We start from the raw sequence: 21,697 nt of genomic DNA, 5'->3' as shown, positions 1-21,697 counted from the left end.
TGCGCCTCGCATAAAATGCGGGAGTCGATGTAAAGGGGGCTTGACATGTCAAGTTCGCTTGACTACGATGTAAAGCATACTTTACTTTGCGGAGGATGTCATGCATGAGAAGCGGGTTGGAAAAGTCTACGTCCGCGAACTGATGGGCGCACTGGGGCTGTACATGGTCCTGCTGTTCGCCGCGATCCGCTGGGGCCGGCCGATGGAAGACGGCCTGGCGCGCACGCTGGTGCTGCTGTCGCCGATGATCGGCTTCTGCGCCGCCCTGTGGGTGATCGCGCGCCACTTCGGCCGGATCGACGAATACCTGCGTATGCGGCTGCTGGAAAACGTCGCCCTGGCCGCCGCCATCACCGCCGGGCTGACGTTCAGCTATGGCTTCCTGGAGACGGCCGGCTACCCGAAGCTGTCCATGTTTACCGTGTGGTGCGTGCTGTGCGGCGCCACCGTCCTGGTCCAGCTGCTGCGTAAACTGCTCGACCGATGAACAACCATATCCGAACCCTGCGTGCCGAGCGCGGCTGGAGCCAGGCCGAGCTGGCCGACCTGCTCGACGTTTCGCGCCAGAGCGTGAACGCGATCGAGACCGGCCGCTACGACCCCAGCCTGCCGCTGGCCTTCGCGATTGCCAGGCTGTTTCAACTACCGATCGAATCGATCTTCATTCCAGACCAGGAGTCAGCATGAAAGCATCCCTGTTGTTCGCACTACTCGTCGGCCTGGCCGGCGCCACCCTTGTTCCCGGCGCCGCGGCGCAGGGGCCGGCGGCCGCCGAGGCGCCGAACCGCTTCGCCGCCCAGCCCACGCCCGCCGAACGCTTCGAGATCAAGGGCATGCTGGTCGAGCGCCACGGCAGCGGCCCGCGGCCGCTGGTGCTGGTGCCGGGACTGTCCAGCGGCGGCTGGGTGTGGGGGCAGATGGTGCGCGATTTCGCCCCCGGCCACAGCATCTACGTCGTGACCCTGCCCGGCTTCGACGGCCGCCCCGCGGTGGACGGCGACCCCTTCGATGCGGCCAAAGGCGCACTCGCCGAGCTGATCACGTCACGCAAGCTGTCCAAGCCCGTCGTGATCGGCCACAGCCTGGGAGCCACGCTGGCGCTCGCGCTGGCCCAGGACCTGCCCCAGCAGGTGGGTGGCGTGGTTGCCATCGACGGCCTGCCGGTATTCCCGCGCACCGAAGACATGCCGCCGGAGCAGCGCGCTGCGATGGCGGAGGGCACGCGCAAGCAGATGCTGGCGGTCACCGGCCCCGCCTTCGTCGCGCAGCAGCACCAGTACATGCGCGCCATCGGCATGGTCGACATCGGCAAGGCCATTGACGCGGCCAGGCTCACCGCGCGCAGCGATCCCGCTGCCGTCGCCGCCTGGGTCGGCGCGGTGCTGGCGCGCGACCTGCGGCCCGGCCTGGCGAATCTGAAGGCCCCGGTGCTGGTGCTGGTGCCCGATTACGCGCCGGACGCCGTGGTGCTGAATAACATCACCATCGCCGACAAGCTGGCGTATTATCGGGAGCTGATGAGCGGCACCCCGCGCCTGGAGGTCGAAGCCATCGACAAGGCGCGCCACTTCGCGATGGTCGACCAGCCCGAAGCCGTGGCCGATGCAGTCCGCCGTTTCCTCAAACACCTGTGAACACGAAGGAGAACCTGATGCAAAAGCTGATCTACTGGAGCGGACAATACCTGCTGGCGGCCGGCTCGATGTTCGCCCTGCTGGTCTCGATCGACGTGTTCCTGCACGGCGAGGCATTCGAGACCGGCTGGCGCGAATCGCTGGCCTGGTCGCTGATGGCGTCCGCCATCTTCATCGGTTCGCGCTACTACCGGGCAGACCGCGGGGCGAGCTGCGCGATGTGCAGCCATCCGGACACGAAGCCCTGATTCGACATCCTCCAAGCTGCATCAAGGCGGCGCCGGGACGGTAAAGCCATACTGCCGCCCTGGCGTATGCATGCATTTGTCATATCCATAAGATTCTGCTTGACAATACATGTAACAGGAATATTCTTGTACCCGCTACAACGAACGATGGCGCCCGCTCGACGAGGTCGGCCACGATTCGCCAAGGCAGTCCGTTTCAACATCTTGGAGGATGTGTATGTCGGTAATGACAAGGGCAGCAATGTCCCGTAGGACGATGCTGGGCGCAATCGCGTCCAGCCCACTCTGGATGCAGTCCGCATGGGCGCAGCCAAACCTGAAGATCTCCCACCAGTTCCCGCGCGCCAGCCTGGCCGAAGGCGATTTCCGTGACCGCTTGTGCCGCATGTTCGCGGCCAACGTCGAACGGCGCACCCGCGGCAGCCTGAAGTTCTCGATCCACCCAAGCGCAAGCCTGATGGCCCCCGGTGCCCAGATCGGCGCCCTGCGCAGCGGCGGCCTCGACATGGCGCTGGTGCCGCTGTCCTATGCCGGCGCCGAGGCGCCGGAGGCCAACATCGGCCTGATGCCGGGCCTGGTCACCTCGTACGAGCAGGGCTATGCCTGGAAGAATGCGCCGGTCGGCCGCGAACTGACCCGCATCCTGAACGACCAGGGCCTGGTGGTGGTCAGCTGGATCTGGCAGGCCGGCGGCGTAGCCTCGCGCGGCAAGCCGATCGTGCATCCGGAAGACGTCGGCGGCCTGAAGGTCCGCGGCGGTTCGCCGGAAATGGACCGCCTGCTGCTCGACGCCGGCGCCACCGTGGCCAACATGCCGTCCAACGAGATCCCGGCCGCCATGCGCGACGGCAGGCTGGACGCGGCACTGACCTCCTCGACCTCACTGATCTCGTTCCGCCTGCAGGAATCGGCGCGCGCCCTGACCACGGCGCGCGGCGGCGCCTACTGGTTCATGTTCGAGCCCTTGATGATGTCGCGCACCGTGTTCGACCGCCTCACCAAGCAGCAGCAGGCGGCGGTGATGGCCGTAGGCGCCGAACTGGAAGCCTTCGCCCTCAAGGCCGCGCGTGCGGACGACGCCGCGGTGGCATCGGTGTACGCCAAGAGCGGCGCCCAGATCGTCGACCTGAATGCGGAAGCGCTGCGCAAGTGGCAGGCGGTGGCGCGCACCAATGCATGGCGCGAGTATGCCGAGCGCAGTGCGAACTGCGCCAGGCTGCTGGCGCTGGCGGAACAGTCGATCGCGATGATCTGACGTTTCAAACGGCTGGGCGGCTACATCGCCCGGCCTACCCGCCCGTCACGGGCGGGAAGAATGCCACTTCGGCGCCATCCGCTACCACCGTGTCCGGTCCGCACATCACCTGCTGGTGGGCCGTGCGCACCGCCCGCTCCGGTCCCAATGCCTCGGCCCACACGCCGCCGCGCGCAGTCAGGTGCGCGCGCACCGCGCCCACGGTCGCCACGCCCTCCGGCAGCTCCAGGCTTTCCTGAGCGGTGCCGAGCTGCTCGCGCACCGACGCAAAATACCGCAATGTGATCTTCATGTGCATCCTAATGCTGCAGTTCGGCGAAGGGGATGAAACGTACCAGGTCGCCTTCGAGAATCGCCTGGCCTGGCGGATTGTCCACCAGTCCATCACCCCAGACGGTCGAGGTCAGCACGCCCGAGCCCTGGTTGGGGAACAGGTCGAGGCCGCCGGCCGCGCTCACGCGCACGCGCAGGAACTCGTTGCGGCGGTCGCCCTTCGGCAGGGTGAAGTCGGCGCGCATGGTGTATCCGCGCGGTTCCACCGGGCCGCTCACGCCCTGCAGGCGCAGCAGGAAGGGCCGCACGAACAGCAGGAAGGTGATGAAGCTCGATACCGGATTGCCGGGCAGGCCGATGAAGAAGCAAGCAGCTCCAGTGGAGCTGCTTGCGAGCCCGCCTTCTCGGCGGACTTCGCCGAAGGCCAGCGGCTTGCCCGGCTTGACGGCGATCTGCCACATGTTCAGCCGCCCTTCCGCTTCCACCGCCGGCTTGATGTGGTCTTCCTCGCCCACCGACACGCCGCCCGAGGTGATAATCAGGTCATGCTCGCGGGCCGCCTCGCGCAGGGTGGCGCGGGTGGCGTCCAGCGAATCCGGCACGATGCCGTAGTCGGTGAAGGCGCAGCCGAAGTTCTCCAGCAGGCCACGCAGGGTAAAGCGGTTGGAGTTGTAGATGGCGCCCGGCTGCAAGGGCTCGCCCGGCATGGCCAGCTCGTCGCCGGTAAAGAACACCGCGACCCGCACGCGGCGCAGTACCGGCAGCCGGGCCAGGCCGACCGAGGCGGCCAGGCCGAGTTCCTGGCTGCGCAGGCGGGTGCCGGCCGGCAGGATCACGGCGCCGGCGGCGACATCCTCGCCGGTACGGCGGATCCACTCCCCCGGACGCGGCGCGTGGCGCACCGTGACGCTGTCGCCCACCGCCTCGCACTGCTCCTGCATGACGACGGCGTCGGCGCCGGGCGGGATCAGGGCGCCGGTGAAGATACGGGCGGCGCTGCCGGCCTCCAGCGGCTCGCCGACGCTGCCGGCGGGGATGCGCTGGGTCACGCGCAGGGTCGCGCTGCCGCTCTCGCAGTCAAGCGCGCGCACCGCGTAGCCGTCCATCTGGGTGTTATCGGCGGAAGGGACGTCGATGGTCGCGAGCTGGTCTTCGGCGAGCACGCGGCCATTCGCCTCGAGGGTCGGCACCGTCTCGCTGTCGACCACCGGACGCACCGCGTCGAGCAGCTGGCCCAGGGCCTCGCGCACGGACAGCATGGGCGGCTTCATGTCACAAGCCCGTGTGCTGGGCGATGTAGGCTTTCATCGCCTCCACGCTCGGCTGCATGACGACGAAGCGTTGCGGCAGCGACTCGATGTCCTCGAAGCCGGCCGGGCGCTCGGCATCCTGGCCCAGCGCTTCCAGGATGGTCTCGTTGAATTTCGCGGCCAGCGCGGTTTCGAGCACGATCATCGGCACGCCGGGCTGCATGTGTTCGCGCGCGACCTTGATGCCGTCGGCCGTGTGGGTATCGATGGTGATGTCGTAGTCGTCCGCCACGTCGCGGATGGTCGCGAGACGGTCGGCGTGGGTCGATTTGCCGGAGGCGAAACCGTACTGGCCGACCAGCTTCCATTCGTCGCCGTCGCTGCCGGGACCGCCAGACAGGTCGAAGCCGCCATGGGTGTCGACCTTGCGGAACAAGGCGTGGGTGCGCTCGGCGTCGCGGCCCACCAGTTCGTACACGAAGCGCTCGAAGTTGGACGCCTTCGAGATGTCCATCGAGGGGCTGCTGGTGTGGAAGGTCTCGGCGGGCTTGCGCACGCGGTATACGCCGGTGCGGAAGAATTCGTCGAGCACGTCGTTCTCGTTGGTGGCGGCAACCAGCTTGTCGATCGGCAGGCCCATCATGCGGGCGATGTGGCCGGCGCAGATATTGCCGAAGTTCCCCGACGGGACGGTGAACGAGACTTTCTGATCGTTGCTGGTGGTCGCTCCAAGATAGCCCCGGAAGTAGTACACCACTTGGGCCACCACGCGCGCCCAGTTGATCGAGTTGACGGTGCCGATCTTGTGGCGCGCCTTGAAGGACAGGTCGTTGGACACCGCCTTGACCATGTCCTGGCAGTCGTCGAACACGCCTTCGACGGCGATGTTGAAGATGTTCGGGTCCTGCAGGCTGAACATCTGCGCGGTCTGGAAGGCGCTCATCTTCTTGTGCGGGGACAGCATGAACACGCGCACGCCGCGCTTGCCGCGCATCGCATACTCGGCGGCGCTGCCGGTGTCGCCCGAGGTGGCCCCGAAAATGTTCAGTTCGTCGTTGTTCTTCGCCAGCGCATACTCGAACAGGTTGCCGAGCAGCTGCATGGCCATGTCCTTGAAGGCCAGGGTCGGGCCGTTCGACAGGGCCTGCAGCAACAGCTTGCCGCCTGCGGCGTCCTCCAGCACGCGCAGCGGGGTGATGTCGGCCGCTGCTTCGCCTGCGCGTGCGTTGCGATAGACCTCGGGAGTGTAAGTTTTCGCGGTCAGGGCGCGCAGGTCGGCGTCGGGGATGTCGGTGGCGAACTTGCGCAGGATTTCATAGGCGAGTTCGGCGTAGGAGAGCGTGCGCCAGGCGTTCAGTTCCTCGCCGGTGACCTGCGGGTATTCTTCGGGAAGGTACAGACCGCCGTCCGGGGCGAGGCCCGCAAGCAGGATGTCGGAAAAGCGCTGGGGATTGCGGGCTGCGGACGCGCTGGTCGCGCGGGTGGAGACGTAATGCATACGGGTCGGGATCCGGTTGGGGCCAAAGTTGAACTTTTATTATAGCGCCCCAGCGCTTCGTATGCTGTGCTGCAAAAAAAACGGGCCGCGCCTGCGCGCGGCCCCGGTTCCGCCCTGCTTCAGCAGGCCGCGTGATTCACTGTCACCACGTGCACCGCGAGTCCACCCAGCGAAGTCTCCTTGTACTTCACCTGCATGTCCGCGCCGGTCTGGCGCATGGTTTCGATCACGTTGTCCAAGCTGACGAAGTGGGTGCCGTCGCCCTTCAGGGCCAGCGAGGCCGCGGTGATCGCCTTGATCGCCCCCATGCCGTTGCGCTCGATGCAGGGAATCTGCACCAGCCCGCCGATCGGGTCGCAAGTCATGCCGAGGTGGTGCTCGATGCCGATCTCCGCCGCGTTCTCGATGCGCTCGTTGGAGCCGTCCAGGGCCGCGACCAGGCCGGCCGCCGCCATCGCGCAGGCCACGCCGACCTCGCCCTGGCAGCCGATCTCGGCGCCCGAGATCGAGGCGTTCTTCTTGCACAGCATGCCGATCGCGGCGGACGTGAGCAGGAAATCGCGGATGCCCTTGACCGGGTCGCTCGGGCGGCAGTCTTCGGCGTAGTAGCGCAGCACCGCCGGGATGATGCCGGCCGCGCCGTTGGTCGGGGCGGTCACGACACGGCCGCCGGCCGCGTTTTCTTCGTTGACCGCCATCGCGTACAGGGTCACGTGGTGCGTCGCATCATGCGGCAGCTCGTTGACGCGTTTACCTTCCGTGCAATGCGCCTGCTTCCACAGCTTGGCCGCGCGGCGCTTGACGTTCAGGCCGCCCGGCAGCTGGCCTTCGGTGACCAGGCCGTGGGCGATACAGTCGCGCATGGTTTCCCAGATGCGGTCCAGGCCCGCGTCCAGATCGCTCTCGCTCATGCGCACCAGTTCGTTCGCGCGCAGCATGTGCGGAATCGACAGGCCGTGTTCCCTGCCCTGCGCCAGCAGCTCGCTCATGGTGCTGAAGGGGAAAGGCACCTGCCTTGACGCGGGCTCTTCCCCGCGGTTCTGGCTTTCGCCCGCCGCGGTGATGAAGCCGCCGCCCACCGAGTAATAAATGCGCTCGATGATGCTGCCGTCAAGCAGCTTGAGCACGAACTTCATGCCGTTCGGGTGTTCCGGCAAGGTCGACTGCTTGTGCCACACCAGGCCGGTGGCGTACTGGAACGGCACTTCCTTCTCGCCCAGCAGTGTCAAGACGCCGTCCATCTCGGCTTCGGCCAGCTTGTCCTCGACGGTATCCGGATCGATGCCTTGCGGGGTCTCGCCCATCAGGCCCAGGATCACGGCCTTGTCGGTGGCGTGGCCGACGCCGGTCAAGGCCAGCGAACCGTACAGGTGCGCTTCGACGCCCACTGCCTGCTCGAGCGAACCGCATTCCAGCAAGAAGCGGCGTGCTGCCACCATCGGCCCCACCGTGTGGGAGCTCGACGGCCCGATACCGATCTTGAACAGATCAAAAACACTCATGTCCATCGTTGTCTCGACTCTTCAGTTTTTTATTATTGTGTTATGGGTGAAGCGACTCAGGCCGTGATGCCCACGTCGATGTTCTTCAGCATGCTCTCGACCATCTCATCCACGCCAATGCGCGCCTTCCAGCCCCAATCGAGGGTCGCGCGGCTGTCGTCCAGGCTCTTCGGCCAGGTATCGGCGATCTGCTGGCGGCTGTCCGGCTTGTAGGCGATCTCGAAGCCCGGGACCGCTTTCTGGATGGCGGCGGCCAGTTCGCGCGGGTTGAAGGACACGCCCGCCACATTGTACGAGGAACGGATCGCGACTTTCTCGCTCGGTGCGTCCATCAGCTCGATGGTCGCACGAATCGCGTCCGGCATGTAGATCATCGGCAGCGTGGTTTCCGGCCCCAGGAAGCATTCGTAGGTCTCGCCCTTGAGCGCCGAATGGAAGATGGCGATCGCGTAGTCGGTGGTGCCGCCGCCCGGGGGCGACTTGAAGCTGATGATTCCGGGATAGCGGATCGAGCGCACGTCCACGCCGTACTTGCTGTGGTAGTACTCGCACAGGCGCTCGCCGGCCAGCTTGCTGATGCCGTAGATCGTGGTCGGGTCCATGACCGTGTACTGCGCCGTGTTCTCGGCCGGGGTGTTCGGACCGAAGGCGGCGATCGAGGACGGCCAGAACACCTTCAGCGGCTTGCCCGCTTCACCGCGCTCGCGCGCCACTTCCAGGATGTTCAGCAGGCCGTCCATGTTCAGCGTCCAGGCCTTGAGCGGCGCCTTTTCGCCGGTGGCGGACAGCAGCGCCGCCAGCTGGTAGACCTGGGTGATGCCTTCCTGCTCGATCAGCCCGGCCAGGCGCTCGCGGTCCAGCACGTCGAGCTGGGTGTAGCGCGCGGCGCCGTAGATGTTGGTGCTGCCGATGTCCGAGGCGATCACCTTGTCCGGGCCGTGCTGTTCGGCCAGGGCGGTGACCAGCTCGCTGCCGATCTGGCCGTTGGCGCCGATGATGAGGATGCGTTCCATGTTGTTCCGATCTAGATCTTAGTTATTCTTGAGGATGCCCAGCTCTTTGCCGGCCTGCTCGAAAGCCTTCAGCACGGTGTCGAGCTGCTCGCGGGTGTGGGCGGCCGACAGCTGGACGCGCACGCGCGCCTGGCCCATCGGCACCACCGGGTAGAAGAAGCCCGACAGCAGCACGCCCAGTTCGAACATGCGGGCCGCGAATTTCTGGGCGACCGGCGCTTCGAACAGCATGACCGGCACCACCGGGTGGGTGCCCGGCTTGATGGTGAAACCGATGCGCTCGATCTCCTTGCGGAAGTAGGCAGTGTTCTCATGCAGGCGGTCGCGCAGCTCGGTCGACTTCGAGATGCGGTCCAGCACCGCCAGACTAGCGCCGGCGATCATCGGCGCCAGGGTGTTCGAGAACAGGTAGGGACGCGACTTCTGGCGCAGGGTCTCGATCACTTCCTTGCGGCCCGAGGTGAAGCCGCCCATCGCGCCGCCCAGGGCCTTGCCCAGGGTGCCGGTGATGATGTCGATTCTACCCATCACGCCGCAGTGCTCGTGGGTGCCGCGGCCGGTCTTGCCCATGAAGCCCGAGGCGTGCGCTTCGTCGATCATGGTCAGGGCGCCGTACTTCTCGGCCAGCTCGACGATCTTGTCCAGCTGGGCGATGGTGCCGTCCATCGAGAACACGCCGTCGGTGACGATGATCTTGTGGCGCTTGCCTGCCTCGGTCGCGGCGACCAGCTGCTTTTCCAGGTCAGCCATGTCGTTGTTGGCGTAGCGGTAGCGCGCGGCCTTGCACAGGCGCACGCCGTCGATGATCGAGGCGTGGTTCAGGGCATCCGAGATGATCGCGTCGTTCTCGTCGAACAGCGGTTCGAACACGCCGCCGTTGGCGTCGAAAGCGGCCGCGTACAGGATGGTGTCTTCCGTGCCGAGGAACTCGGACAGCTTGGCTTCAAGTTCCTTGTGCACGGTCTGGGTGCCGCAGATGAAGCGCACCGAGGACAGGCCGTAGCCGTACTTTTCCAGCGCGGCCGCAGCGGCCTGGGAGGTCTGCTCGTCGCCGGACAGGCCGAGGTAGTTGTTGGCGCACATATTGATGAGCGTGCGGCCGTCCTGGGACACGACTTCCGAACCCTGGCGCGAGGCGATCACGCGTTCCGGCTTGAACAGGCCGTCGCTGCGCAGCGTCTCGAGTTTCGATTGCAGGCCGCTATAGAATGCTTGATCGCTCATGGTGTCCCTACTCCCTGGTTTGATCCGGCTTGACCGGTGGTTGGCGAATGTCGTATCGTTGGACCCGTTCGGTTCATGGAACCGAGTTCTGTATGTCGAACGAAAATTCAATATATTGAATCTTACCCCCAGCTAATGAACTTGGCAAGCCAAGCATAAGCATATTCAGGCAGTAATAAGTCAATGAGCAAAACTCTAACAAATAACGCTCCGCCCGAAGTTGGCGCCACGCTACAGCGCCTGCGCCTGGCCCGCGGCCTGACCCTGGAAGACCTGTCGCGCATCGCGGGGGTGTCGAAGTCGATGCTGTCCCAGATCGAGCGCGAGAAGGCCAATCCCACCATCGCCATCACCTGGCGGCTGGCCAATGCCCTGGGCGTGGAGATCGGCGAGCTGCTCTCTTCCGAAGTGCGCTCGGTGGACCTGATCCGCGTGGTCGACGCCCACGAGACCCCCACCCTGCCCGGCGCCCACGCCGGCTATTCGCTGCGCATCCTGGGACCAATGGACCTTGCGGGCAAGTACGAATGGTACGAGCTGACCCTGGCGCCCGGCGGCGAACTGAAGTCGCAGGCCCACGATCCGGGGACCAGCGAGCACCTGACCGTCATTACCGGGGCGGTCGAACTGGAGGTGGGGACGGAGAAGAAGAAGATCAAGCATGGGGGGACGGCGCGCTATCCGGCCGACCATGACCATGTGATCAGGAATGCGGGGAAGACCGAGGCGAAAGCCTTGCTGGTCGTGGTGCAGCGCTAGACCGGCGTATCAAAACAACAACGGCCGCCGGATCACTCCGAGCGGCCGTTGTTTTTACAGGTCAAGCGCAGCTTACTTGCTGCCGCCAACCGCCGTCGGCGCAGCCTCGCCCATCTTCAGTTCACGCGCCAGGAAGCCCCAGCGATCGGCCACTTCCTCGATCTGCTTGGTGGTCGGCTTGCCCGCGCCGTGCCCCGCCTTGGTCTCGATGCGGATCAGGATCGGCGCCGCGCCCGCCTGGGCAGCCTGGGCCGCCGCGGCGTACTTGAAGCTGTGCGCCGGCACCACGCGGTCATCGTGGTCGGCGGTGGTCACCATGGTCGCCGGGTAGCAGGTGCCGGGTTTCAGGTTGTGCAGCGGCGAGTACTTGACCAGGGCCTTGAACTCCTCCGGGTTCTCCGACGAGCCGTAGTCCGAGGTCCAGGCCCAGCCGATGGTGAACTTGTGGAAGCGCAGCATGTCCATCACGCCCACGGCCGGGATCGCCGCGCCGAACAGCTCCGGACGCTGGGTCATTGCCGCGCCCACCAGCAGGCCGCCGTTGGAGCCGCCGCCGATCGCCAGCTTGCTTGGTGAGGTCACCTTGTTGGCAACCAGCCATTCGGCCGCGCCGATGAAGTCGTCGAACACGTTCTGCTTCTGCAGCTTGGTGCCGGCCTGGTGCCAGGCTTCGCCGTATTCGCCGCCGCCGCGCAGGTTGGCCACCACGTAGACGCCGCCCATCTCCATCCAGGCCAGGTTGGCCGGCGAGAAGCCCGGCGTCATCGAGATATTGAAGCCGCCGTAGCCGTACAGGTAGGTCGGGTTCTGGCCGTCGAGCTTGATGCCCTTCTTCGAGACGATGAACATCGGGACCTTGGTGCCATCCTTGCTGGTGAAGAACTGCTGGCGGGTCTCGTAATCAAGCGGGTTGAAGTCGACCTTCGGCTGGCGGAACACGGTGCTCTGGCCGGTTTTCAAGTTCAGGCGGTAGATCGTGGTCGGCGTGGTGAAGCCGGCGAACGAGTAGAAGGTCTCGGTCTCATTGCGCTTGCCCGACAGGCCGCCGACGGTACCGATGCCCGGCAGCTTGACTTCGCGCACCAGCTTGCCCTTCAGGTCGTGCACGCGCACGACGCTGCGCGCGTCCTTCAGGTACTCGAGCACCAGCTGGTTGTTGATGATGTCGGCGCCGGCCAGGGTGTCGGCGCTTTCGGCGACGATCTCTTTCCAGTTGTTTTCCGCCGGCTTGGTCACGTCGATCGCCACGATGCGCTTCTTCGGCGCGTTGCGGTCGGTGCTGAAGTAGAACACGCTGCCGATGTTGTCGATGAAGTCGTAGCCGGCGTCGAAGTTGTCGACCAGGTCGACCACCTTGGAATCCGGCTTGGACAGGTCCTTGTACGAGATGCGGTACTTGGGCGCCGTGCCCTTGGTGGTCGTGATGATCAGGTAGCGGCCGTCGTCGGTGGTGTGGCCGCCGAAGCCCCATTCCTTCTGGTCGGGACGGTCGTACACCAGCGTGTCGGCGCTCTGCAGGGTGCCGAGGCGGTGGTAGTACAGCTTCTGGAAGTAGTTCACGTCGGCCAGCTTGGTCGCTTCCTTCGGCTCGTCGTAGCGGCTGTAGAAGAAGCCCTTGCCGTCCTTGGTCCAGGCGGTGCTGGAGAACTTGACCCACTTGATGTGGTCTTCCAGGTCCTTGCCGGTCTCGACGTCGCGCACGCGGATCTCGTTCCAGTCGGAGCCCGATGCGGCGGTGCTGTAGGCCAGCAGCTTGCCGTCCGGGCTGACGGCGGCGCCGGCCAGGGCGACGGTGCCGTCGCTCGACATGGTATTCGGGTCGAGCAGCACGCGCGGGGTGTCGGTCAGGCTCTTCTGGGTGTACAGGACCGACTGGTTCTGCAGGCCGTCGTTGCGCGAATAGAAGTAGCGGCCGCCTTCCTTGCCCGGCACGCTGTAGCGCTCGTAGTTCCACAGCTTGGTCAGGCGCTCGCGGATCGCCGCACGCTGCGGGATCTGCGCCAGGTAAGCCTGGGTCACCTTGTTCTGCGCCGTTACCCACTCTTTGGTCTCGGCGCTGTTCGCATCCTCGAGCCAGCGGTAGGGATCGGCCACCGTGGTGCCGTGGTAGTTGTCGGTGTGATCGACCTTCTTCGAGACCGGGTAGGTCAGGGAGGGGCCGTTTGCGGGGCAGCTTTGTGCCAGCGCCGTATTGGCGCCGAAGGCCGCGGCCAGCAGGGCGACGAGCGTTGCGTGTCTCAGGGTCATGTCGTTCTCATGTTCGAGTTATTCATGGGGTCGGCTTGCGCCGACGGCCATCATAACGCGAATTGCCGGGCTCGCATATGCGGCGCCAGCCTGACAATACCGAGGGATCGCCGTCCTTACGAGGCCTGACGGGGCGGCGAAACGCGCCGCGCCGCGCGCACGCGGGTGGCCAGGGCGCGCGCCCAGGGTCCGCCGTTCGCCCCCAGGCGCCTGGCGACGCTACTGCGCGCGCGGCGCTCTTCTTCGCTGCCAGGGCGGCCGTCTTGGCCGCCACTGGCGGCCAAGACCATCCACATGTAGGCGCGCAGCGGGTCGCGCTCGACGCCGCGGCCGCTGTTGACCATGCCGCCCAGGTTGTACTGGGCCAGCGCATGGCCCTGCTCGGCCGCCTGCCGGTACCAGTAGCTGGCCAGGGTGTCGTCGTGCGGCACGCCCTGGCCGTTGGCATACAGGACCCCGAGGTTGTTCTGGGCGCTGGCGTCGCCCTGCTGGGCCGCACGCCGGTACCACTCGGCGGCGCGCGCCTCGTCGCGCGGCACCCCCTCGCCCTTGGCGTACATGACCCCGAGGCTGAACTGGGCATTGGCCGCGCCCTGCTCGGCGGCCTGCAGGTAATAGTCGAGCGCGCGGGACGGATCGGGCCGGGTGCCGCGCCCCGTGGCATACATGACGCCGGCACAGTACTGGGCCTGCACGTGTCCGCGCGCGGCCGCGCGCAGGAAGCATTCCAGCGCCCGCTCGTCGCCGCCGCTGCCGTGGCCGGCCGCCAGCAGCGTGCCGAGCCCGTAGTGCGCCTCGGCGTCGTCCTGCCCGGCTGCCCGCTCGAGCCAGGCGATGGCGCGCGCCGGGTCTTTCGGCACGCCCTGGCCGTTGGCATAGGCCAGGCCGAGGAAGCGCTGCGCCACCGTGATGCCTCCTGCCGCCGCTTCGCGGAACCAGCACACGGCCTGCGCATCGTCGGCCTCGACACCGTCGCCGCGGCGGTACATCAGCGCGAGACTGAGCTGGGCCTGGCCGTGCCCCTGGCGCGCGGCCTTGCGGAACCAGGCCATCGCCAGCGGATGGCTGACCGGCGCACCCAGCCCCTGGAGGTAGCATTCGCCCAGCAGGTTCTGGGAGCTGGCCAGGCCCTGCTCCGCAGCCCGGTAGAACCAGCCGAAGGCGAGCTCGTGCGACTGCGGGACGCCGCGTCCCTTGCGGAAGAGCTGGCCCAGGTTCTGCTGGGCGGCGGGATCGCCCTGGGCGGCGGCGCGTCCGAACCACAGCGCGGCGAGCTCGTCGCTGCGCGGTCCGCCGCGGCCGTTGCAGTACATGGCGCCGAGGTGGTTCTGCGCGGTGGCCAGGCCCTGGCGGGCCGCGCGCTGCATCCATTCGAGCGCGCGCACGTCGTCGCGCTCGACGGCATCGCCGTGCTTGTAGAGCAGGCCGAGGTTGAACTGTGCGTAAGGATCGCCGCGCTCGGCGGCGGGCAGGAACCACTGGAAGACTTCGTGTCCCTCGCGGGCGTCGTTCTGGCGATTCATCCCTACCCCCTTCGGCCTTCCGGGCCGTTCAACAAAGCGGGTTTGGAGAATCACCCGCCGTTGTTAAAATTTTAAGGATAGCGACCCTCGCGTGATTTGCGTCCGCACAATCGTGGGAATGCCACATGCATGCGCGGACGTGGTAGTAAGCGATCGGTACTGGCCTCAGGCGGCGCCGCGCTCGCGCTCGAGGCTGGCGTATTTGTCCAGGAAGACGGGGACCTTGGCGGCGGCCAGCTTGTTCACCGAGACCAGCAGGTCCGGCGCCACCCGCTGCAGGCCATGCGTGCTGCCGAGGTGGCGCGCGGCGTGCAGCAGCACGTGGGCCGCCACCTCCGCGTCGGCCTCGGCCCGGTGGGCCGCCCCTTTGAACTGGATGCCGAGGCGGCTCGAAAGGTTGCCGAGCTTGTAGCTGGGCAGGCCCGGGAACAGGCGGCGCGACAGCTTCAGCGAGCACACCAGGCCGCAGTGGCCGGTCGGGCGGCCGATGCGCCAGCCCTCGGCCTTCAGGAACTTCTCGTCGAAGCTGGCGTTGTGGGCCGACAGGGTGTCGCCGCCGATGAAGTCGAGCAGCTCGGCCACCACCTTCTGGCTGGGCGGCGCGGTGTCGACCATGTCCTGGGTGATCCCGGTGAGCTGGGTGATGAAGGACGGGATGCGCACGCCGCAGTTCACCAGCGAGACGTAGCGCTCGCGGATCTCGCCGCCGACGATGCGCAGCGCGGCCACTTCGGTGATGCGGTCGCCCATTTCCGGCGACAGACCGGTGGTCTCGAAGTCGAGCATCACGATCGGGCGTTCAAACACACTCATATTCCGTCCTCCTGTTATCGCTGTTAACCATACTTGCGCAGCGCGTCGAGCGCCAGGCCGGCGCCGATGCTGCCGAACAGGTCGCCCTCGACCTTGCGTGCGCGCGGCACCAGCACCGCGATCCGTTCGCGCAGCAGCGACACGCCGCTCGAACCGCCGGTAAAGAAGACCGTGTCCACCGCATCCGGTTCCACGCCGGCATCAAGGAACAGACGCAGCACGGTGGCGCCGACGCTGTCGACCAGCTGGCCGATGGCGGCCTCGAAGCCTTCGCGCGTAACGGTCAGGGTTTCCGGCGGCGCCAGGCGGTCGAGGGCCAATGTGAGCGAGGGGCTGCCGGACAGGCCGATCTTGGCCGCTTCGACCTGGATCGCCAGCCAGTGGCCGGCGCGCTCGTCGATCAGCTTCTGCAGGCGCACCAGCTTGGCCGGCTCGGCCGCGTCGCGCACCAGGTCGGCCAGTTGGGCGACGCTCTTGCGCGTATAGGCCTGGTTGATGGTGTGCCAGGTCGCCAGGTTGAAGTAGTAGCTCGACGGGATCGCGGCGCCGGACAGCACGCTGCTGCCGTAACCGAGCAGCGGCATCACGCTCGCCAGGCTCAGGTACTTGTCGAAGTCGGTGCCGCCGATGTGCACGCCGCCGTTGGCGAGGATGTCGTCGCGCCGCTCGGTGCGACCGGCGCGCTCCGGGCCGAGGCGCACCAGCGAGAAGTCCGAGGTGCCGCCGCCGATGTCGGCGATCAGGACCAGTTCTTCGCGGTCGATCTGGGATTCGTAGTCGAAGGCGGCGGCGATCGGCTCGTACTGGAACGAGATGTCGCGGAAGCCGCTTGACCTGGCCACCTCCTCCAGCGTGTCCTGGGCGCGGCGGTCGGCCTCCGGGTCGTCGTCGATGAAGAAGACCGGACGCCCGAACACGGCGCTGCCGAATTCGCGGCCGGCCTGGCGTTCGGCGCGGCGCTTGACTTCGCCGATGAACTGGCCGAGCAGGGCCTTGAAGGGCAGCGCGCGCCCGCCCACTTCGGTCTGGCCGTCGATCAGGCTGGTGCCGAGCAGGCTTTTCAGGGAGCGCATCAGGCGCCCCTCGTAGCCCTCGAGGTAGTCAAGCAGGGCGGCCCGGCCGTAACTCACCTGCTCGTCGTCCGCGTTGAAGAACACGACCGAAGGCAGGGTCGCCTTGCCGTCTTCCAGGGCCAGCAAGGCGCTGGCGCCGGCCTGGTAGCTGCTGCCGGGGAGCCAGCCGACGGTGGAATTGGAGGTGCCGAAATCAAGGCCGCATGCGAGCGCCATAGGAAGCTTATCAATGGAGGGGGCGGTATGGTAACAGATCTGCGGCGGTTTTCGCCGTCCGGGCGATGCCTTTTTCCGGTCTGTGGCAAACTCGTACACACCCCGTATGTACAGGATGACAGCAGCGACCATGGACCCTGCCCCGGCCGAATGGCTGATGAAGCGCAACTGCTCGATGACGCCGCGCCAGGCGCTGCTGGTCTATGCGCTGCTGTGCACGGCCACGCTCGGCATCGCCCTGGTCTTCACCTGGCGCGGCGCCTGGATGGTGCTGGCTTTCGCCCTGCTCGAGACCGGGGCGCTGGGCGCCGCCCTCCTGCACTACTGCCGCCACGCCCTCGACCACGAGCGCATCCGCCTGGAGCACGGCTGCCTGCTGGTCGAGCGTGCCGACGGCGCCAGGCTGTCGACGGTGCAGCTCGACCCCAGCCACGCCCGCGTCAGCCTGCCCGATAGCGGCATGCGCACCCTGGTGCTGATCGAGGCGCGCGGTGTGCACGTGGAGATTGGGCGTTATCTGACGCCCTCGGCACGCCTCGAGCTGGTCCGCGCCCTGCGCAGCGCCCTGCGCGGCGTTTCGCTTCTGTATAGCGCGCCCGGCCGCTCCCTGTAAGCAACTTCTTACACAAGCACGGCAACTGTACCGATTTGGTGCACGCCCGCCGGTGCCCATAATGCTGGTCTTAACTGCGTGACAACAAAACGCATTTTGCAACGCACAACAACAAGGCGTACTGAATACATGAGCAATCTCCAACAGGCTGGCGCCGTCGTGGTTCACGGCGGCGCGGGCGCTCCGACGGAAAACGAAGACGGCTGCGTCCTGGCCGCGCGCCGCGCGCTGGCGCAGCTGGAAGTCAACGGCGACGCGCTGGACGCCGCCATCATCGCCGTCACCACCCTCGAGGACGACGGCCGCTTCAACGCCGGCAGCGGCGCCACCCTGGGGCTGGACGGCGAAACCATCGAGATGGACGCGGCGATCATGGATACCCGCGGCCGCCTCGGCACGGTGGCCTGCGTGCGCGACGTGGCGAACCCGGTCAAGCTGGCGCGCGCCATCGCCGACACCCCGCACGTGATGCTGGCCGGCGAAGGCGCGCAGCGCTTCGCGCGCACCATCGGCCTGCCCGGCGGCGCGCGCATCTCGGAGCGCCAGCGCCTTGAGCACCGCAAGCTGATGCAGGAACTGGCCGGCTCGGTGCCGCTCATGCCCGGCATCGACAACCGACTGTTCGATCGCTTCTGGAACTACAAGACCCCGCTGCAGCTGCCGAAGTCCTCGGCCTGCGACACCGTCGGCGCCGTGGTGCGCGGGCCCGACGGCCACTTTGCCGTGGCCTGCTCCACCGGCGGCTCGGCGCCCTCCCTGCTGGGCCGGGTGGGCGACAGCCCGATCATCGGCAGCGGCTTCTATGTCGGCCCGCTCGGCGCCATCGCCGCCAGCGGGATCGGCGAGCACATCGTGCGCCACCTGCTGGCGCGCACGGTCTACGGCTGGATCGAGCACGGCATGTCGCTCGAGGAGGCGCTCAAGCGCGGTGTCGAGCTGTTCGACAAGGACGTGGATGTCGGCCTGATCGGTGTCACCCGTACCGAGGCCGGCGCTTACTGCAACCAGGGCATGCCCTATTCGAAGATGACCCAGCGATGAGCGAACAACAACACAAGAACGGCCACCTCGTGATCATCGGCGGCCACGAGGACCGCAAGCGCGAGATGGAAATCCTCAAGCGCTTCGTCGACCTGTCCGGAGGCGAGGACGCCAACATCGTCGTGATCACCGCGGCCAGCACCATCGCCGACGAGATGTGGAGCATCTACGACGAAGCCTTCGGCACGCTCGGCGTGGAGAATCGCCGCCACCTCGAGGTGACCAGCCGCCAGGACGCCAACAGCGAAGACTTCGTGCGCCAGGTGGATGAAGCCACCGGCATCTTCATGACCGGCGGCGACCAGAAGCGCCTGCTGGCCCTGCTCGGCGGCAGCGCCCTGGACGCGGCGATGCACGTCGCGCTCAAGGTGCGCGGCGTGACCATCGGCGGCACCAGCGCCGGCGCCTCGGCCATGTCCGGCCACATGCTGGCCACCGGCCGCGTCGAACTCCATCCCGAAAAGGGATCGGTCAGCCTCGGCGCCGGACTCGGCTTCCTGCACCGGGTGGTGATCGACCAGCACTTCTCGGAGCGCCAGCGGCTCTCGCGCCTGCTCAGCGTGGTGGCCCAGAATCCTTACCTGCAGGGCATCGGCATCGACGAGGACACCGCGCTGGTGGTCGACATCGGCGTCGGCATCGAGGTGCTGGGCCAGGGCGCCGTCACCATCGTCGACGGCCGCACCATGATCACCAACGTGGCCGATATCAAGGACCGCGACACCCCGGAGCTGATCGACGTGCGCCTGCACCTGCTGCCGGCGGGCAGCAGCTACCGCCTGCCTGCCGCGGACAGCGAGGCCGGCCGAGGCCTGCCGCCCCCGCTGCTCGATTTTTTGGAAAATGTAACGAAACGGAACCCGCTTTCATGAAAATCAGAGAAAAACGAATGCTGCGCGGCCCCAACCTGTATGCCGCCAGCCCCTGCCTGATGGCAGTCATCGACGACGGTTTCACCAAGGCCCCGGGCTTCGCGGCGCGCCTGTTCGAGCTGCTGCCGGCCCTGCCGCCGGACGCCGCCGTGCGCCTGGCCGACGACGCCCTGCTGGTCGAGGCGATCGAGCCGGTGCTCAATGAACTGCAGCGCCTGGCCGGTGCTCCCGGCACCTTCGGCGCAACCCTGGCGGTGGCCGGCGCCCCGCGCACCCGCCGCGTCGTCTGCGGCTACCAAACCGAACAGGTGGCCGAGGCAGCCCTGCGCGTGGCGCTGGACCTGGTCCATGCGGCCGCCGAAGACCGCTACTATGACCTGCCCAAGGCGCTGGACGCGCTGCGCGAGATTGCGCAAGACTATGCGATCGGCACCAGCACCAATGCGGTGGTGCAGGCGGCGCTGCGGCGCGGCATTCCGGCCCTGCGCCTGACCGATGAAGCCAACCTGTTCCAGCTCGGCTGGGGCAGCCGCCAGAAGCGCCTGCAGGCCACCATCACCGGCGCCACCAATTCGATCGCGGTCGGCATCGCCAGCGACAAGCAGCTGACCAAGGCCCTGCTGGACGTGGCCGGCGTCCCGGTCCCGGCGGGCAGCACCGTCTCGACCGAGGAGGAAGCGCTGCGCGCCGCGCGCCGCCTGTCCGGGCCGGCGACGGTCAAGCCGCTCGACGGCAACCAGGGCAAGGGCGTGACCACCAACTGCGCCACGCCGGAGGAAGTCGCGCGCGCCTTTGCCCACGCGCGCAAGTACGGCCGCAAGATCATCGTCGAAGAGCACCTGGTGGGACGCGACTACCGTATCCTGGTCACCGGCCGCAAGGTGGCTGCCGCCTCCTGGCGCCGTCCGCCCTGCGTGGTGGGCGACGGTCACTCGACGATCCGCGAACTGGTCGAGATCGAGAACCGCAACCCGGCGCGCGGCGAAGGCCACACCAACATCCTGACCAAGATTCCGATGGATGCGCTGGCCGAGGAAACCCTGGCCAAGCAGGGCTATGCCTTCGACACCGTGCTGGCCAGCGGCGTGACCGCCGACCTGCGCGGCAACGCCAACCTGTCCACCGGCGGCACCGCCGAGGACGTGACCGACTTGCTGCCGGAAGAGACGCGCGACATCTGCATCCGCGCCGCGCGCACCATCGGCCTGGACATCGCCGGCATCGACATCGTGTGCCAGGATATCGCCCGTCCCCTGCGCGAGCAGAAAGGCGGCATCATCGAGGTCAACGCGGCGCCCGGCATCCGCATGCACCAGTACCCGAGCCGCGGCACCCCGGTTGATGCCGGCGCGGCCATCGTCGACGCCCTGTTCGGCGAGTGCGACGGCCGCATCCCGACCGTGGCCATCACCGGCACCAACGGCAAGACCACCACCTCGCTCCTGATCGCCCATGCGGTGCGCCAGACCGGCCTGCGCACCGGCGTGACCACTACCGAGGGCGTGTATGTCGACGGCGTGCTCACCACCAAAGGCGACTGCACCGGCTACCGCTCGGCGCGCAGCGTCCTGTCCAGCCCGGAAGTCGACTTCGCAGTGCTGGAGACGGCGCGCGGCGGCATCCTCAAGCGCGGCCTGGCTTACGACCGCGTCGACGTCTCGGTAGTGCTGAACGTCTCCAGCGACCACCTGGGCCTGGACGGCGTCGAGACCCTCGACGACCTGGCCAAGGTCAAGGCGGTAGTGGCCCAGCGCGCCTCGCGCGCGGTGGTGCTCAATGCCGAGGACGACTACTGCGTGGCGATGGCGGGCGAGCTGCGCGACGGCGTCGAAGTGATCTACTTCTCGCTCGACGCCGACAACCCAGTCCTGCTGCGCCACCTGGAAAACGGCGGGCGTGCGGTCTACCTGCAGGACCAGACCCTGGTGCTGGCCAACGGCGCGCGCCACGAGGCGCTGGTCGATGCGCGCCAGATGCCGGTCTCGCTGGGCGGGGCGGCGCGCTACAACATCGCGAATGCCCTCGCGGCGGCGGCGGCCCTCACCGCCCACGGATTCGGCAACCTCGAGATCGCCGAGGGCCTGCGCAGCTTCGTCTCGGACGCCAAGCACAATCCCATGCGCTCGAACGTGTTCGACGTCGATGGCGTGACCGTGATTGTCGACTACGCCCACAACTGCGCCGCCTACGCCGCGCTGGCCGAAAGCGCGCGCGCCCTGAGCGCCGGCCGCCTTGTCGGGGTGGTGGCCGCGCCGGGCGACCGCCGCGATGCCGACCTGGTCGACATCGGACGCACCTGTGCGGCCGGCTTCGACGATCTGGTGGTGTACGAGACCGAGAACCGCGGCCGCGCCGATGGCGAAACCGCCGCCCTGCTGGTGCGCGGCGCGAAATTGGGCAAGCTGGCCGACGATTCGCTCAGCGTGGTGCTGCCCTCGCACCAGGCGATCCGCCATGGCTTGTCGCTGTGCCAGCCGGGCGACGTGCTGGTCTTCGGCTGCGGCACCACGCTGTCGGAACTGACCGATGCCCTGCGTCCGGACAAGCCGGAACTGGCGCGCAGGATCGAGGCGGAAGCGATCTGATTCCCGCGCCCCCGCTCCACGCAAAACGCCCCTGCACGGGTAATGCCGTTCAGTTAAG

Annotated in this window: 20 protein-coding genes; 10 read left to right on the top strand and 10 right to left on the bottom strand. The window is 67.2% G+C overall.

The genetic code is table 11. From position 1 onward, the window contains the following. Window positions 1-100: 100 nt before the first annotated feature. From B2R83_RS00730 to dctP, 5 genes are all read left to right on the top strand, one after another. The gene (locus tag B2R83_RS00730; protein WP_209586745.1) at window positions 101-487 is read left to right on the top strand and encodes a hypothetical protein; all 387 of its coding nucleotides are present in this window, start codon (window positions 101-103) and stop codon (window positions 485-487) included. After that, window positions 484-687 (top strand): helix-turn-helix transcriptional regulator, encoded by a 204-nt coding sequence (locus B2R83_RS00725; protein ID WP_036206108.1) that lies wholly within the window; start codon window positions 484-486, stop codon window positions 685-687. The genes B2R83_RS00730 and B2R83_RS00725 overlap by 4 nt, the downstream gene beginning before the upstream one ends. Beyond that, window positions 684-1,634, top strand: coding sequence for an alpha/beta fold hydrolase (locus B2R83_RS00720; protein WP_292037746.1), 951 nt, complete (start codon window positions 684-686; stop codon window positions 1,632-1,634). Before B2R83_RS00725 ends, B2R83_RS00720 begins: the two co-directional genes overlap by 4 nt. A 17-nt stretch (window positions 1,635-1,651) precedes the next feature. Then, on the top strand, window positions 1,652-1,882 hold the full coding sequence (locus B2R83_RS00715; protein WP_292037744.1) for a hypothetical protein: 231 nt from the start codon (window positions 1,652-1,654) through the stop codon (window positions 1,880-1,882). A gap of 241 nt (window positions 1,883-2,123) precedes the next feature. Beyond that, entirely contained in the window at window positions 2,124-3,137 is a 1,014-nt protein-coding gene (gene dctP, locus B2R83_RS00710) for a TRAP transporter substrate-binding protein DctP (RefSeq protein ID WP_292037743.1), read from the top strand. Between the two features lie 34 nt (window positions 3,138-3,171). On the opposite strand, the gene moaD is transcribed toward dctP, so the two are convergent. From moaD to B2R83_RS00680, 6 genes are all read right to left on the bottom strand, one after another. Next, on the bottom strand, window positions 3,172-3,429 hold the full coding sequence (gene moaD, locus B2R83_RS00705; protein WP_292037740.1) for a molybdopterin converting factor subunit 1: 258 nt from the start codon (window positions 3,427-3,429) through the stop codon (window positions 3,172-3,174). Between the two features lie 7 nt (window positions 3,430-3,436). Next, window positions 3,437-4,681, bottom strand: a complete 1,245-nt coding sequence (gene glp / locus B2R83_RS00700; RefSeq protein WP_349681036.1) for a gephyrin-like molybdotransferase Glp — start codon at window positions 4,679-4,681, stop codon at window positions 3,437-3,439. Between the two features lies 1 nt (window position 4,682). Continuing rightward, window positions 4,683-6,158 (bottom strand): threonine synthase, encoded by a 1,476-nt coding sequence (thrC, locus tag B2R83_RS00695; protein WP_292037739.1) that lies wholly within the window; start codon window positions 6,156-6,158, stop codon window positions 4,683-4,685. 119 nt (window positions 6,159-6,277) lie between these two features. Further along, a complete protein-coding gene (locus B2R83_RS00690) occupies window positions 6,278-7,666 on the bottom strand; it encodes an L-serine ammonia-lyase (RefSeq protein WP_292037738.1) in 1,389 nt (462 codons plus the stop codon). Window positions 7,667-7,716: 50 nt separating this feature from the next. Next, the gene (locus B2R83_RS00685) at window positions 7,717-8,673 is read right to left on the bottom strand and encodes an NAD-dependent epimerase/dehydratase family protein (protein ID WP_292037737.1); all 957 of its coding nucleotides are present in this window, start codon (window positions 8,671-8,673) and stop codon (window positions 7,717-7,719) included. Between the two features lie 18 nt (window positions 8,674-8,691). Next, a complete protein-coding gene (locus B2R83_RS00680) occupies window positions 8,692-9,897 on the bottom strand; it encodes a glycine C-acetyltransferase (RefSeq protein WP_292037736.1) in 1,206 nt (401 codons plus the stop codon). A 183-nt stretch (window positions 9,898-10,080) separates the two neighbouring features. Between B2R83_RS00680 and B2R83_RS00675 the strand changes: the two genes are divergently transcribed. Then, complete coding sequence (locus B2R83_RS00675) at window positions 10,081-10,656, top strand: helix-turn-helix domain-containing protein (RefSeq protein WP_209586753.1); 576 nt, start codon at window positions 10,081-10,083, stop codon at window positions 10,654-10,656. Between the two features lie 72 nt (window positions 10,657-10,728). Here B2R83_RS00675 and B2R83_RS00670 read toward each other — a convergent pair whose 3' ends face one another. From B2R83_RS00670 to B2R83_RS00655, 4 genes are all read right to left on the bottom strand, one after another. After that, window positions 10,729-12,903, bottom strand: a complete 2,175-nt coding sequence (locus B2R83_RS00670; protein WP_292037734.1) for a prolyl oligopeptidase family serine peptidase — start codon at window positions 12,901-12,903, stop codon at window positions 10,729-10,731. A 116-nt stretch (window positions 12,904-13,019) separates the two neighbouring features. After that, entirely contained in the window at window positions 13,020-14,426 is a 1,407-nt protein-coding gene (locus B2R83_RS00665; protein ID WP_292037732.1) for a tetratricopeptide repeat protein, read from the bottom strand. A 165-nt stretch (window positions 14,427-14,591) separates the two neighbouring features. Then, window positions 14,592-15,239, bottom strand: coding sequence for a 3'-5' exonuclease (locus tag B2R83_RS00660; RefSeq protein ID WP_292037731.1), 648 nt, complete (start codon window positions 15,237-15,239; stop codon window positions 14,592-14,594). Between the two features lie 23 nt (window positions 15,240-15,262). Next, a complete protein-coding gene (locus B2R83_RS00655; protein WP_292037730.1) occupies window positions 15,263-16,528 on the bottom strand; it encodes an Hsp70 family protein in 1,266 nt (421 codons plus the stop codon). 130 nt (window positions 16,529-16,658) lie between these two features. Between B2R83_RS00655 and B2R83_RS00650 the strand changes: the two genes are divergently transcribed. The 4 genes from B2R83_RS00650 to cphA all read left to right on the top strand — a co-directional run bounded on the left by B2R83_RS00650 (window position 16,659) and on the right by cphA (window position 21,639). Continuing rightward, window positions 16,659-17,141: a DUF2244 domain-containing protein gene (locus B2R83_RS00650; RefSeq protein ID WP_292037729.1), complete on the top strand. Its 483-nt coding sequence runs from the start codon at window positions 16,659-16,661 to the stop codon at window positions 17,139-17,141. Between the two features lie 129 nt (window positions 17,142-17,270). Next, entirely contained in the window at window positions 17,271-18,182 is a 912-nt protein-coding gene (locus tag B2R83_RS00645; protein ID WP_292037728.1) for an isoaspartyl peptidase/L-asparaginase, read from the top strand. Continuing rightward, complete coding sequence (locus tag B2R83_RS00640; protein ID WP_292037727.1) at window positions 18,179-19,054, top strand: cyanophycinase; 876 nt, start codon at window positions 18,179-18,181, stop codon at window positions 19,052-19,054. Before B2R83_RS00645 ends, B2R83_RS00640 begins: the two co-directional genes overlap by 4 nt. Then, on the top strand, window positions 19,051-21,639 hold the full coding sequence (cphA, locus tag B2R83_RS00635) for a cyanophycin synthetase (RefSeq protein ID WP_292037726.1): 2,589 nt from the start codon (window positions 19,051-19,053) through the stop codon (window positions 21,637-21,639). Before B2R83_RS00640 ends, cphA begins: the two co-directional genes overlap by 4 nt. Window positions 21,640-21,697 lie beyond the last annotated feature (58 nt).

This window comes from Massilia sp. UBA6681 (assembly GCF_002454935.1).
Classification (GTDB): domain Bacteria; phylum Pseudomonadota; class Gammaproteobacteria; order Burkholderiales; family Burkholderiaceae_D; genus Telluria; species Telluria varians.
This window is presented reverse-complemented; position numbering and strand designations above follow the sequence as displayed.